Consider the following 14,115-nt stretch of genomic DNA (forward strand, 5'->3'; position numbering starts at 1 on the left):
GGAGAACTAAATTATGCTTGTATCTTATAAATGGTTAAAAGAATTGGTGGACATTGATGTGCCATCACAAGAGTTGGCTGAGAAAATGTCAACTACAGGTATTGAGGTCGAAGGTGTCGAATCACCGGCTGCTGGTCTCTCAAAAATTGTCGTCGGTGAGGTCTTGTCTTGTGAAGATGTGCCAGAAACTCACTTGCATGTCTGTCAGGTTAATGTGGGTGAAGAAGAAGCCCGTCAAATCGTTTGTGGTGCTCCAAATGTGCGTGCTGGTATCAAGGTCATGGTGGCACTTCCGGGAGCTCGTATCGCGGACAATTACAAGATCAAAAAAGGGAAAATCCGTGGTTTAGAGTCTCTCGGAATGATTTGTTCACTTGGTGAATTAGGTATTTCTGACTCAGTTGTGCCAAAGGAATTCGCAGATGGTATCCAAATCTTGCCAGAAGATGCTGTTCCTGGGGACGAAGTCTTTTCTTACCTAGACTTGGATGATGAAATTATCGAACTTTCCATCACACCAAACCGTGCGGATGCCCTTTCTATGCGTGGGGTGGCGCACGAAGTGGCAGCCATCTATGACAAGGCAGTTAACTTTAAAGAATTTACTCTAACAGAAACAAACGAAGTAGCAGCAGATACCCTTTCTGTAGGGATTGAAACAGATAAGGCGCCATACTATGCGGCCCGTATCTTGGACAATGTGACCATCGCACCAAGTCCACAGTGGTTGCAAAACCTCCTCATGAATGAAGGTATCCGTCCTATCAACAACGTAGTGGACGTGACCAACTATATCTTGCTTTACTTTGGTCAACCTATGCATGCTTTTGACTTGGATACCTTTGAAGGGACTGACATCCGTGTGCGTGAAGCGCGTGCTGGTGAAAAGTTGGTGACCTTGGACGGTGAAGAACGTTACTTGGAAACAAATGATTTAGTGATTACTGTCGCTGACAAACCAGTAGCTCTTGCAGGTGTCATGGGCGGACAAGTTACAGAAATCTCTGAGAATTCTAGTCGCGTTGTCCTTGAAGCTGCAGTCTTCAATGGCAAATCCATCCGTAAGACTAGCGGTCGCTTGAATCTTCGTTCTGAGTCATCTTCTCGTTTTGAAAAAGGTATCAATGTAGCAACTGTTAATGAAGCCCTTGATGCTGCAGCTAGTATGATTGCAGAACTTGCAGGTGCGACGGTGCGTAAGGGCATCGTTTCAGCGGGTGAGCTTGATACTTCAGATGTGGAAGTATCTTCGACTCTTGCCGATGTCAACCGTGTCCTTGGAACAGAACTTTCCTATGCTGATGTAGAAGATGTCTTCCGTCGTCTTGGCTTTGGCCTTTCTGGCAATGCAGAAGCCTTTACAGTCAGCGTACCCCGTCGCCGTTGGGATATCACTATCGAAGCAGACCTCTTTGAAGAAATCGCTCGTATCTATGGATATGACCGTTTGCCAACCAGTCTTCCAAAAGATGATGGTACAGCAGGTGAATTGACTGCAACACAAAAATTGCGTCGCCAAGTCCGTACTATTGCTGAAGGAGCTGGTTTGATAGAAATCATCACCTACGCTCTGACAACTCCTGAAAAAGCAGTTGAGTTTACAGCTCAACCAAGTAGCCTTACAGAACTCATGTGGCCAATGACTGTGGACCGTTCTGTCCTTCGTCAAAATATGATTTCTGGTATCCTTGATACGGTAGCCTATAACGTGGCTCGTAAGAACAAAAACTTGGCTCTTTACGAGATTGGAAAAGTCTTTGAACAAACAGGCAATCCAAAAGAAGATCTACCAAATGAGATCAATAGCTTTGCCTTTGCCTTAACTGGTTTGGTTGCAGAAAAAGATTTCCAAACGGCAGCAGTTCCAGTTGATTTCTTCTATGCTAAGGGAATCCTTGAAGCGCTCTTTATTCGCTTGGGACTAGAAGTGACTTATACAGCAACAGCTGAGATTGCAAGCCTCCACCCAGGACGTACGGCCGTGATTTCACTCGGTGACCAAGTTCTTGGTTTCCTTGGCCAAGTGCATCCGATCACTGCCAAGGCTTATGATATTCCAGAAACGTATGTAGCGGAACTCAACCTTTCAGCCATCGAAGCTGCCCTCCAACCGGCTGCTCCATTTGTGGAAATCACCAAATTCCCAGCAGTTAGCCGTGATATTGCCCTTCTTCTCAAGGCAGAAATTAGCCATCAAGAAGTTGTAGACGCAATTCAAGCTGCAGGTGTGAAACGTTTGACAGATATCAAACTCTTCGACGTCTTCTCAGGTGAAAAACTGGGACTTGGTATGAAGTCAATGGCCTATAGCCTAACCTTCCAAAATCCAGAAGATAGCTTGACGGACGAAGAAGTCGCACGCTATATGGAAAAAATCCAAGCATCACTCGAAGAAAAAGTGAATGCGGAAGTACGTTAACTCATCAATCCATCCTTCGGGGTGGATTTTTAGTTTCAAAAGGACAGTTCAGAAGAGAAAAGCGATAGTTGAGGAGGAAGCCATCTCAGAAAGTTTTTAATGAGTTATACTAAAGATATCACTGAAGCACTTAAAATTTATTAAAGATAGAATACTTTTGCTACTTATAATCCGATAAAATAGACATAAATCGTTGTAAAGGCTATCAAAAAGGAGTATAATAAGTGCAACATATCTCGGAGGTGGAAAATGTTAGAAGTAAGAAATCTAGAGAAAAGTTTCGGTCCCAAGCAAGTCTTGTTTGGTGTCGATTTTCAGGCAAGTCCAGGAAGGATTCTGGGCTTGGTCGGGAAGAATGGTGCTGGGAAAACAACGATTTTCCACAGTATGTTGAAATTTTTAGAGTATCAAGGAGAGATCAGTCTGGATGGGCAGGAGATTCGTCAGGAAACCTATGCTCGGATTGGCTATCTGCCTGAGGAACGCAGCCTCATGCCCAAGCTGACAGTCCTTGAACAAGTTCGCTACTTGGCGACTCTAAAGGGCATGGATGCCAAGGAGGTCAAGGAGAAACTCCCTCAATGGATGGAAAAACTCGAAGTGAAGGGTAAATTGACCGACAAAATCAAGAGTCTTTCCAAAGGGAATCAACAGAAAATTCAGTTGATTATCACCCTGATTCATGAACCAGACTTGATTATCCTGGATGAGCCTTTTAGTGGACTGGATCCAGTCAATACTGAGTTGCTCAAGCAGGTCATCTTGAAAGAGAAAGAGCGTGGTGCGACCATTATCTTTTCAGACCATGTCATGACCAATGTCGAGGAGCTTTGCGATGATATTCTGATGATTCGAGATGGGCGTGTAGTCTTGCATGGACCGGTCCAAGAAGTTCGCAATCAATACGGGAAAACGCGTCTCTTTGTTTCAAGTGAACGAAGTAAGGAAGAATTGGAAAGTCTTCCTCATGTCAAACAGGTGAGCTTGACCAAGCAAGGCAGTTGGAAATTGATCCTAGATGATGAGAGCGCTGGAAGAGAACTCTTCCCAATCCTCACTCAAGGTCAATACATCGCGACCTTTGACCAGCAAGCTCCAACAATCGATGAAATCTTTAAACTAGAATCAGGGGTGGAAGTATGAGAAATATGTGGGTTGTAATGAAGGAAACCTATCTTCGACATGTTAAGTCGTGGAGTTTCTTCTTTATGGTGATTTCGCCGTTCCTCTTTTTAGCCTTATCTGTAGGAATCGGCTTTCTCCAAGGGTCTTCTATGGCCAAGAATAGCAAGATAGCAGTAGTGACAACTGTACCATCTGTGGAAGAAGGGCTCAAGGGTACCAATGGTATCAACTTTGATTATAAGGATGAAGCCAGTGCCCAAGCTGCTATCAAGGATGAAAAAATCAAGGGTTACCTAACTATTGATCAAGAGGATAGTGTCATCAAAGCTGTTTACCATGGTGAAACTTCTCTTGAAACAGGTATCAAGCTAGCAGTAACCAATAAGCTCAACGAACTGCAATACCAACTCAATCGCTCGGCGGCTAATTTGTCTCAAGAACAGGAAAAACGCCTGAGTCAAACCGTTGACTTTACTGAGAAGATTGATGAATCTAAGGAAAACAAAAAAATTGTTCAGACCATTGCGGCCGCAGGGCTTGGTTTCTTCCTTTATATGATTTTGATTACCTATGCTAGTGTCACTGCTCAGGAAGTAGCTAGTGAGAAAGGAACCAAAATCATGGAGGTGGTCTTCTCTAGTATCCGAGCTAGTCATTATTTCTACGCTCGCATGCTGGCTCTGCTTCTTGTGATTTTGACCCATATTGGCATTTACGTCGTGGGTGGACTTGCTGCCATTCTTCTCTTTAAAGACCTACCTATCTTGGCACAATCTGGTATTTTAAATCATATAGGAGAGGCTTTCTCGCTCAACACCTTATTGTTTGTCTTGGTTAGCCTCTTTATGTACGTTGTTTTAGCAGCCTTCTTAGGATCTATGGTTTCTCGTCCTGAAGATGCCGGTAAGGCCTTGTCGCCTTTGATGATCTTGATTATAGCAGGATTTGTCGGTGTGACTTCTCTAGGTGCTGCTGGGGACAATTTAGTTCTGAAAATTGGTTCCTATATTCCTTTCATCTCGACCTTCTTTATGCCATTTAGAGCTATAAATGGGTATGCAAGTGGTCTAGAAGCTTGGATTTCCCTTGCTATAACGGTTGTTTTTGCAGTCACTGCAACAGCCTTTATCGGGCGTATGTATGCCAGCCTAGTCCTTCAGACAGATGACTTAGGTCTATGGAAAAGCTTCAAACGTGCCTTGGCTTATAAATAGGTTTGCGGATTAAAAGAAAATATAAAATAACAAAAGGATAAGATTCAAGTGAAATCTTATCCTTTTTAAGTGTTTTTATCCTAATACTTTCTTTAGAAACAATAACTAAAAATACATAGTACTAGGGAAAAAGGCATAGATCCTTTTTCACCTATACATGCAAAAAATGATTTATTCGTTTAGCTTAATATTTCCACTTTTTGCAGTAATAGTGAGAGTGGCAGTAGGATTTTCAATTTTGTGAACGAGAGTACTACCAGTATGCTTGCTGTCTTTAGTGTATTCTACATTGATGCCGTTAGGGATATCAATATCACCAAGAGTTGTTTTTAGATCGAAGGATAGTTTATTCAAACTATTGGGAACCAGTTGTAGGTTGATATCTCCTAGCTGATTAGTGATGGAGATGTTTCCAACTAAGTCTAATTGCTTGGAACTTATTGAGCCACTAGATATTTTTAAACTAGTGTCGGAAATTTTACTTGAATTTAGATTGATATCGCCCAGAGCAGCAGTGATTTCACCAGTTCCAAAATGACTATTATTTAGTCCGATATTACCCGAAGAATCTTTGATTTCTCCAGAGCTAATTTGACTATTGTTTAGAGTAATATCTCCAAGAGCGTTACGGATTTTGCTAGACAAGAATTGACTATTGTTGATTGTTAGATTTCCCTTGGATAAAGTAATTTCAGTGTTATTTGCTGATAAATTAGATAGTGTAATATCTCCGAGCGAGGAGCTACTACTAAACGTCTCAAGCTTGGTTCCCTTTGGTAGAGTGAGGTAAACAACGTTTTTTTCCTGATACTCGTTACTAAATAAATTGAGGAGAGATTGGATTCCAGAGCTTATACGAAAGCCCCCTGAATTCTCTTCCCTGAGATTTAATTTTCCATTTTCAGAGTTTACCGTGAGTTTTCCAAACGTATCATTGTTAATCTGATAGTTGTGGTCGTGTTGGTAATAGCTTAAATGGACATTATCATCAGAGGATTCATCGACAACGAGGTTTCTCATTGCTAGATTTACAGTTAAAGAAGAAATTTCAGAGAAACTTTCTTCGGTTTTTGTTGCCTTTAATTTATTTTTAGTAGAGTTGATTAAATCATTGAATCCACCTGTTGCAGATCCGATGGCCGTCAAAGCAACGCCTAAGATACAAGCTAAGATAGCTATAGATAAAAATTTTTTCTTCGAGTTCATATTAGCCATGACGTGCTCCTTTCTTTGCGAAAAGTTGAGCTAGTTTGACAAAGCCAGCCTTGCCAAACTGAGTAACAGGAGAAATGCCTGCGTAGAAGATGCCAGACAGTCCCAGAGCTAGAACACTGAGCCCCAGAGTGAACAGGAAGGCCGGGATCGATGTCGTCAGTCCCACTGTCAAAGTGTCCCAGATCAGGCTGATTCCAAAAATAAAGAATGCAAAGGTACCTATAGCCATGACGAGAGCAAAGATAAAGACTAAGAGGAAGAAAACAAAAGTCAAAAGTGCTGCTACTATAAAGAGTGGAATAGCCAAGGGTGCTGCCAAAATGGATAGGATAGCAATCTGGACGATGTTCTTAGTGTTTTTTGATGAACTGCTGTCTTGATTATCTTCCTCGACTTTTTTGTCCAAAAGATTCAACATAATCTCGTGGGCCGCTTCCTTAGGGCTTCCTAAATCAGCAATAGCGGCTACTTCACCTTCAGGTCCTACTTCGTCAAAATACTCAGTGAAATGTTCTATAGTTTCTTCGTAGTCCTTACGTGGTAGTTTTTTTAGATACTTTTCTAGCTCAGCTAGATATTCAGTTTTTGTCATGTCGAATGCTCCCTTCTACGATGCCGTTGATTGTTGTAGTATAAAGTTTCCACTCTTCTTTCAGAGTAAGTAGGTATTCATATCCGTAAGAAGTAAGTGTATAGTATTTTCGTTTACGCCCCTGTTTTTCCTTCGAATAAGTTGCGAGATAATCATTTTGTTCCAGCTTTTTTAGTATGGGATAAAGAATAGACTCTTTGATGTTAGCAATTAGCTTAATGGTCTGACTAATCTCATAACCGTAGGAATCATCTTTTTCAAGAATGGCAAGGATGAGAAATTTTATTAAAGCTGAGGATGTAGGGAAATACATGAACCACCTCCTTATGTAAAAAAAATATATATAATTAATTTATATATAGCTTACCTTCTTTTAGAATAATTGTCAAGTATGATATATAAAAAAAATATATAATTCAACAAAATAGTTTGTAATGATATTACGCAAAAACATATCTACTATAAAATAAGAAGTAGTACATCGATTAAGAATGGGAAAGAAAGCTTATTGAGAATGATTAATATGAAAGCTTCTTTGATGATAAAAGGGAAAAATATTTTCATATCTATTGACTTTTAATAGTAAAATTTGGTATGATAGTAGACGGTATTGTTTACCCCATTTGTAAGGCCCCGGAACCTTTCAAATACCCCGCGGACCGGAACATCCGCCCAGTAAACAAAAACGATATTCATATAGGAGAAATCATGAACAAAACTACATTCATGGCTAAACCAGGCCAAGTAGAACGCAAATGGTACGTTGTTGACGCAACTGATGTACCTCTTGGACGCCTTTCAGCAGTTGTTGCTAGCGTACTTCGCGGAAAAAACAAACCAACATTCACACCACACACTGATACAGGTGACTTCGTAATCGTTATCAATGCTGAAAAAGTTAAATTGACTGGTAAAAAAGCAACTGATAAGATCTACTACACTCACTCAAACCACCCAGGTGGATTGAAACAAATCTCTGCTGGTGAACTTCGTTCTAAAAATGCAGTACGTTTGATCGAAAAATCAGTTAAAGGTATGCTTCCACACAATACTCTTGGCCGCGCTCAAGGTATGAAATTGAAAGTATTCGTTGGAGCTGAGCACACTCACGCTGCACAACAACCAGAAGTTCTTGATATTTCAGGACTTATCTAAGGAAAGGAACAATAAAGTATGTCACAAGCACAATATGCAGGTACTGGACGTCGTAAAAACGCTGTTGCACGCGTTCGCCTTGTTCCAGGAACTGGTAAAATCACTGTTAACAAAAAAGATGTTGAAGAGTACATCCCACACGCTGACCTTCGTCTTGTTATCAACCAACCATTCGCAGTTACTTCAACTGTAGGTTCATACGACGTTTTCGTTAACGTTGTAGGTGGTGGATACGCTGGTCAATCAGGAGCTATCCGTCATGGTATCGCTCGTGCCCTTCTTCAAGTAGACCCAGACTTCCGTGATTCATTGAAACGCGCAGGACTTCTTACACGTGACTCACGTAAAGTTGAGCGTAAGAAACCAGGCTTGAAAAAAGCTCGTAAAGCATCACAATTTAGTAAACGTTAAAACTTATTTAAACTTATTGAAAGTATTTCGTATCAAAAATACGGGATGCTTTTTCTGTTCACCCCAAATTTTTGTAACTAGGTGATACTTGAAATTAATACAAATTTGGTTGTTTTTGATAAATCTAAGCAACACTACATGATGAAGTGAAAGGGGATGAATCTTTGATAGTATTCACTTATTGTGAAATATGATATATTTATTAATTAGATGGATGAATACTTCTAGAGTTAAATATAGTATAATAGGGACATACTTTTTGGTTTATTTTTGTTTGTAGTCGGATTATGAAAGAATATCCAATATTATGCGATAAGATAGAATGTTACAAAAAAGAAAGGGGATGCAATCCGATGAAGAAAGACAGATTAATTGTATTGACAGATGCTGTTCTAGCAATTATTATGACCATCTTGGTTTTAGAGTTAGAAAAACCAACAACACCAAGTCTTGAAGCTTTTTGGGATTTACGGCAAAATTTCTTTGCTTGTTTTCTTTCCTTTTTCTGGTTGGGATCGTTATGGATGGCACTAAACACATTATGGGAAAAGGTTGAGAAAATTTCCTCAGAAATTATTTGGTGGAATTTGTTTCTACTCTTGGAGCGGCAGGAGTTCTCTTTGGAGAATTTCATGCCATCCAAGATACCAGTCTGAATGATGTGGTGGACCGGATCTATATAAATGTCAAGGATTTACCGTTTCAGTCCTTGGGAGCTTTAGCTAATATCCTGTCTGATATTAAGAAGGGACTGATTCAAGACAGTCATATCTGGTCTTTCTTCCAGTCATTTTTCAAACAATATCAGTTGATAATCAGCTTAAATCAGATCTATCAGTTTGTCTATCTTTCTCTGATGGAGATCATGTCCTATCTTCACTTTGATTATTGGAAAAAAACGGCTCGGTCAGGAGCTAGTATGAATAAGGAGAACAAATGAAACGTTTAAAAATGTTATGGCATATTATGCAGGTTACGGGTTTTACTCGGTTTGCTCTGAGTTTTGTGACCTTTGTTTTTGGGTCAGGAGGCGTGCTTTTCCTAGTTGAACCTGCTATCACAAATTACGGAGACGGTCTTTGGTATGCTTTTGTGACTTCGACGACTGTCGGCTACGGGGATCTCCTAGCTGTGACCTTGATTGGAAGGATTACCAGTGTCTTCTTGACGATTTATGGGCTCATATTTTTTGGCTGTTTATCAGCTGTTATTTTTAATTATTATACCAATTTAAATAAGGAAAGAGGAGAGGACAAATGACTGCCAATTATTCAACACGGGAATACCGTGAGAAATTATACGATGACCTTCATGTTCGATTGAGAGATACAGCGATTTTGATGTGTGCAATTTTTATTGCCTCTATCGGACTAAATATGAATTCAACAGCTGTCATTATAGGAGCCATGTTGATTTCACCTCTCATGACACCGATTGTTGGACTGGGATTCGGTTTAGCTATTTTTGATACGCGTTTAATCAAGCAATCTCTAGAGGTTTTATTGACTCAAGTGTTGGTCAGTTTGCTTGTCTCGACTCTGTATTTCTGGATTTCTCCCTTGTCTTATGCAAGTAGCGAGTTGATTGCACGAACCTCTCCAACCATTTGGGATGTCCTCATTGCTATTGCTGGTGGGATTGCTGGTGTGATCGGTTCAAGGAAAAAAGAAGCAAACAATATCGTGCCAGGAGTAGCCATTGCTACAGCTCTGATGCCGCCTATCTGTACTGCTGGCTATGGTTTAGCTAATGGGAATGTACGATTTTTATTGGGGGCTCTCTATCTTTTCTTGATCAACTGTGTCTTTATCATGCTAGCCAACATTGTTGGAACAAGAATTTTGATGAGAAAATCTCCTTTAACTTCATTTAAAGAGCTGAGCATTAAAATGAGAATTGGCTTGATATCTTTGATTGTATTGTTGATTCTTCCAGCTAGCTATTCGGCAGTTACTCTGACAATAGAACAAGCGCGCAAAGAAGGGATCAAACAGTTTGTAGGAAAAGAGTTCGCCAATTATACGGTTATTAATCAAGTCTACAAGTCAAGTAACAATGAATTGGTCTTGACGGTTGTTGGAGATCCGATTTCAGAAGAAGAATTAGAAACACTCCACCAAAAACAAGCCTCTTACGGTATTCAATCTGTTCAATTGAAAGTGAATCAAGTTCAGAACTCGCCAACATTAGATAGTGAAGCGACCAAGGAATTTTATGAAAACATTGACAAGTATATTGATCAAAAACTCTCTGAAAAAGATTCACAAAACGATCTCGTAAAAGAAAATGAAGCAGACAAGGATTGAGGACAATGAACTGAATCGGTTTTTACGCCGTGTTTTTCTTGTATCTTCCTCTTTCTTACTTATAGCAGGTTGTTTTTGCTTGAATAAGAAATAAATTAGAAGTTCTATCATCTAAGAAAAATGATGAACAAAAAATCATTTAACTAATGGTGTGAACGTTTAGTGTTTATCAGCTCCATTCTCTGTAATTTTGGGGGTAAAATCCACACCATTCGGATAAAATTAGTTGAATTTGATTGGAAAAAAGCTTTTATAAAAGCGGAGAAAAGTCTTGATATTACGCTGTTTTTAGTCCAACTGAAATTCATACTTTCCAAACCAGGCTTGAAAAAGGCCCGTAAAGCATCACAATTTAGTAAACGTTAATTCGTTACTGGACAGCAGAATACAAACGAAAACACTTTGCATCTTGCAAGGTGTTTTTTTCTATGAGAACTGGCGGTGCGCAATTAGGATAGCTCTAGCGACTTTAGTCGCATAGAGATATGCTATGCACAGTTGCCTCAAGAAAACAATGCTTCTTGGTCCACCCTGTTAGACAAGCTTCAAAACCAAGGAATCCAACAGATTTCTCTTGTAGTTACAGATGGCTTTAAGGGGCTTGAGCAGATTATCAGTCAGGCTCACCCATTAGCTAAACAACAATGTTGCTTAATTCATATTAGTCGAAATCTAGCTAGTAAAGTGAAACGAGCAGATAGAGCGGTTATTCTGGGGCAATTTATAATGATTTATCGTGCTGAAAATTTAGAAATGGCAGGACAAGCTTTAGAGGACTTTCTCGCCGAATGGAAACCAAAGTATAGGAAAGTCATGGAAAGTCTGGAGAAGACGGATAATCTTTTAACTTTTTATCAGTTTCCCTACCAGATTTGGCACAGCATGTATTCGACAAACCTCATTGAGTCTCTTAACAAAGAAATCAAACATCAAACGAAAAAGAAGGTTCTTTTTCCTAATGAGGAGGCTCTGGAACGTTACTTAGTTACGTTGTTTGAAGATTATAATTTCAAGCAAAGTCAACGAATCCATAAAGGGTTTGGTCAATGTTCTGATACACTTGAAAGCTTATTTAATTAACACTCCGTAACTCTACTTAAGTGTTTACACATAATTATTGACAGTATCAAAAAATAAAGTATATTGTTTTCATCATAATATAATTAAATATCAGTATAGAGAATTTTATCTATATATCAGATATCAGCAATTGCTTTTGCTGTCATTTTTCGCTACAATAGTTACAAGGAGGAAATAAACATGTTAAAAGAAGTATTAAACGTCGCAAAAGTTGCGAAAAAATCATCTCTCTTCTTAGGAGGGGTAGCATTTGGGACGCTTGGCTTGAAAGTCTTAGCAAGTAAAGAAGCTAAGAAAGGCTATTCTAAGGCCTTGGCTAAAGCTTACAAATTGAAAGATGGACTGGATGCATCTGTTTCTGTTGTAAAACAACACGGTGATGATGTTTTACAAGACGCTAAATATTTATACGAACAGGAAAAGAAAGAAGAACAATTAGATAGCCTGACAGGTGAATAATATGTCTTTTAAAGTGCTACACAGAGGATATCAACATATCCGATTATCGTCCTCGTTTTCACTGACCTTGGATATTCAAGATTATCTTCGTTCCTTGGCTAAAGATGAAAAAGGGATCGACTCTATTCAGTTTTATATGGATCAGCAGCACTTTACTCTACGTATGAAAGAAGGCTTCTCTGTATTAGAAAATGCAGAGGCCTTTTTAAAAAAAATTGACAAGGGGAAAGTTTCGGACTTGATGACTCTTCCCATTCGTAGAGAAGAGAGTGCTTATTCAATTGTATCGGGTGCAGCGATTAAGCGTTTGCTGTTTCGAAGTTTTGTACCCTACCCTATTCGTTATATTTGGACTTGTTATCAGGCTTTGGGTTATGTCAAAGAAGCCTATCAAACTTTAGCGCGCAAGGAACTAACCATGGAGGTCTTGGACTGTTCGGCCATTTTGTTGTCCTTGTTTATGAACCAATCCAAGACAGCTAGCAACATCATGTTTATGCTTGATTTGGGTAATCATCTGGATCAGTGGTCTTTAAAAAAAACAGCAACAGATTTGGAACAAAGCCTTCTTGCTAAAGAAAGTGATGTTTTCTTAGTGCGGGGAGACATGGTCATCAGCATCAAGAGTTCTGATGTTCAAGTAGGTGATGTATTAGTTGTCTCCCAAGGGAATGAAATCTTGTTTGACGGCCAAGTGGTTTCAGGATTAGGCATGGTCAATGAGAGTTCCTTGACTGGAGAGAGCTTCCCTGTTGAAAAGAAAGAGGGAGATTCTGTATGTGCGAATACTGTTTTGGAAACAGGAGAGTTAAGAATTCGTGTGACTGATAATCAGATAAACAGTCGTATTTTGCAACTCATCAATCTGATGAAAAAATCTGAAGAGAGTAAGAAGACAAAACAACGTCATTTTATTAGGATGGCAGACAAGGTTGTAAAATATAACTTCTTAGGTGCTGGTTTGACTTATCTGTTAACAGGTTCGTTTTCAAAAGCCATTTCCTTTTTATTGGTGGATTTTTCATGTGCTCTAAAAATATCCACACCTGTAGCCTACCTTACGGCCATAAAGGAAGGTCTAAATCGAGAAATGGTTATTAAAGATGGTGATGTATTAGAAAAATATCTGGAAGTGGATACTTTCTTGTTTGATAAAACGGGTACCATCACGACGAGTTATCCTTTGGTTGAAAAGGTTCTTCCTTTCGGAGATTATACTGAGAAAGATATTTTAAGAATAAGTGCATGTTTGGAGGAACATATCTATCATCCTATTGCCAATGCAATTGTTAAACAAGCTGAAATTGAAGGCATTGAACACGAAGAAATGCATGGCAAGCTTCAGTATGTTGCAAGCAAAGGGATTAAATCGCAAATTGATGGTCAATCGGTTGTCATTGGAAATTATGTACTAATGCAAGACGAACAGGTAAGAATTAGTTCTGAGCAGCTGGCCTTGATTGAGCAATATAAGACTCATTACAATTTATTGTTTTTGGCTTATAAGAAAGAATTAATTGGGATGTTTTGTATCCACACTCCCTTGAGAAGCGAGGCGAAAGTTGCATTGAAAAAGCTAAAGCGCCAAGGGAAAAAACTGATTCTGGCAACTGGTGATACGTTGGCTAGAACAGAAGAGTTGGTTAAAGATCTGCCATTTGACAACGTTTATACTGATTTAAAACCAGATGGTAAGTTTCAGTTGGTTCAGGAATTACAGAAAGCTGGCCGAACTATTTTGATGGTTGGAGACGGGTTAAACGACTCTGCTGCCTTGACGCTTGCAGATATTGGGGTTGTGATGAATGAAAGTGCTGATATTTCTAAGCAGATGAGTGATATTTTATTATTAGATAATCGTTTAGATTTCTTCGAGGAATTGAATTCTTTATCTGAATCGTTGCAGAAATTAATTCAAAGAAATATTCAAGAAACAGTTGTAATAAATGGAAGTTTAATTGGATTTGGGTTGTTAAATTGGTTAAGCCCATCTAATCTTTCGATATTGCACAATCTGACTACTTTAAGAATCGTCCTTCGTAGTCTTTCTATTAAAAGTAGGTAAGAGACCGAGAAGCTGAGGTTATAAAAACTAAAAGGAGTTGTCTCATTTGAGAATAACGGCTCTTTGTCAACTGT

Annotated in this window: 14 protein-coding genes and 1 pseudogene; 12 read left to right on the top strand and 3 right to left on the bottom strand. The window is 39.2% G+C overall.

The genetic code is table 11. The annotated features are described in order from the left end of the window. Nucleotides 1–13: 13 nt before the first annotated feature. The 3 genes from pheT to DG474_RS01375 all read left to right on the top strand — a co-directional run bounded on the left by pheT (nucleotide 14) and on the right by DG474_RS01375 (nucleotide 4,758). Complete coding sequence (gene pheT, locus DG474_RS01365; RefSeq protein WP_255778451.1) at nucleotides 14–2,419, top strand: phenylalanine--tRNA ligase subunit beta; 2,406 nt, start codon at nucleotides 14–16, stop codon at nucleotides 2,417–2,419. Between the two features lie 249 nt (nucleotides 2,420–2,668). Further along, nucleotides 2,669–3,562: an ABC transporter ATP-binding protein gene (locus DG474_RS01370; RefSeq protein WP_132972643.1), complete on the top strand. Its 894-nt coding sequence runs from the start codon at nucleotides 2,669–2,671 to the stop codon at nucleotides 3,560–3,562. Continuing rightward, nucleotides 3,559–4,758 carry an ABC transporter permease gene (locus DG474_RS01375; RefSeq protein ID WP_255778453.1) on the top strand — a complete coding sequence of 400 codons (1,200 nt, stop codon included), beginning with the start codon at nucleotides 3,559–3,561 and terminating at the stop codon, nucleotides 4,756–4,758. Before DG474_RS01370 ends, DG474_RS01375 begins: the two co-directional genes overlap by 4 nt. Nucleotides 4,759–4,929: 171 nt before the next feature. Here the strand turns inward: DG474_RS01375 and DG474_RS01380 are convergent, their stop codons facing one another. From DG474_RS01380 to DG474_RS01390, 3 genes are read right to left on the bottom strand one after another with little or no spacing between them, the layout of a single operon-like run. After that, the gene (locus tag DG474_RS01380) at nucleotides 4,930–5,973 is read right to left on the bottom strand and encodes a DUF4097 family beta strand repeat-containing protein (RefSeq protein WP_255778454.1); all 1,044 of its coding nucleotides are present in this window, start codon (nucleotides 5,971–5,973) and stop codon (nucleotides 4,930–4,932) included. Then, entirely contained in the window at nucleotides 5,966–6,565 is a 600-nt protein-coding gene (locus DG474_RS01385) for a DUF1700 domain-containing protein (RefSeq protein ID WP_255778455.1), read from the bottom strand. Before DG474_RS01385 ends, DG474_RS01380 begins: the two co-directional genes overlap by 8 nt. After that, nucleotides 6,552–6,878, bottom strand: a complete 327-nt coding sequence (locus DG474_RS01390) for a PadR family transcriptional regulator (protein ID WP_000273868.1) — start codon at nucleotides 6,876–6,878, stop codon at nucleotides 6,552–6,554. The genes DG474_RS01385 and DG474_RS01390 overlap by 14 nt, the downstream gene beginning before the upstream one ends. A gap of 395 nt (nucleotides 6,879–7,273) precedes the next feature. Between DG474_RS01390 and rplM the strand changes: the two genes are divergently transcribed. The 9 genes and pseudogenes from rplM (at nucleotide 7,274) to DG474_RS01435 (ending at nucleotide 14,041) form a co-directional block, all read left to right on the top strand. Next, nucleotides 7,274–7,720 (top strand): 50S ribosomal protein L13, encoded by a 447-nt coding sequence (gene rplM, locus DG474_RS01395; protein ID WP_001044624.1) that lies wholly within the window; start codon nucleotides 7,274–7,276, stop codon nucleotides 7,718–7,720. A gap of 18 nt (nucleotides 7,721–7,738) precedes the next feature. After that, a complete protein-coding gene (rpsI, locus tag DG474_RS01400) occupies nucleotides 7,739–8,131 on the top strand; it encodes a 30S ribosomal protein S9 (protein ID WP_000075973.1) in 393 nt (130 codons plus the stop codon). A gap of 353 nt (nucleotides 8,132–8,484) precedes the next feature. Next, a complete protein-coding gene (locus DG474_RS01405; protein ID WP_006151097.1) occupies nucleotides 8,485–8,787 on the top strand; it encodes a TMEM175 family protein in 303 nt (100 codons plus the stop codon). Next, the gene (locus DG474_RS01410) at nucleotides 8,712–9,071 is read left to right on the top strand and encodes a hypothetical protein (protein ID WP_000397555.1); all 360 of its coding nucleotides are present in this window, start codon (nucleotides 8,712–8,714) and stop codon (nucleotides 9,069–9,071) included. Before DG474_RS01405 ends, DG474_RS01410 begins: the two co-directional genes overlap by 76 nt. Then, on the top strand, nucleotides 9,068–9,391 hold the full coding sequence (locus DG474_RS01415; protein ID WP_000825751.1) for a potassium channel family protein: 324 nt from the start codon (nucleotides 9,068–9,070) through the stop codon (nucleotides 9,389–9,391). Before DG474_RS01410 ends, DG474_RS01415 begins: the two co-directional genes overlap by 4 nt. Continuing rightward, on the top strand, nucleotides 9,388–10,437 hold the full coding sequence (locus tag DG474_RS01420) for a DUF389 domain-containing protein (RefSeq protein ID WP_000126416.1): 1,050 nt from the start codon (nucleotides 9,388–9,390) through the stop codon (nucleotides 10,435–10,437). Before DG474_RS01415 ends, DG474_RS01420 begins: the two co-directional genes overlap by 4 nt. Before the next feature lie 489 nt (nucleotides 10,438–10,926). Next, nucleotides 10,927–11,517 (top strand): annotated as a pseudogene (locus DG474_RS01425) (IS256 family transposase); the annotation flags it as partial. Between the two features lie 180 nt (nucleotides 11,518–11,697). Further along, a complete protein-coding gene (locus DG474_RS01430) occupies nucleotides 11,698–11,976 on the top strand; it encodes a DUF6110 family protein (RefSeq protein WP_002893755.1) in 279 nt (92 codons plus the stop codon). Nucleotide 11,977: 1 nt separating this feature from the next. After that, on the top strand, nucleotides 11,978–14,041 hold the full coding sequence (locus DG474_RS01435) for a heavy metal translocating P-type ATPase (protein ID WP_002893754.1): 2,064 nt from the start codon (nucleotides 11,978–11,980) through the stop codon (nucleotides 14,039–14,041). The last annotated feature ends 74 nt before the right edge of the window (nucleotides 14,042–14,115 follow it).

This window comes from Streptococcus oralis, assembly GCF_024399415.1.
Classification (GTDB): Bacteria; Bacillota; Bacilli; order Lactobacillales; family Streptococcaceae; genus Streptococcus; species Streptococcus oralis_CS.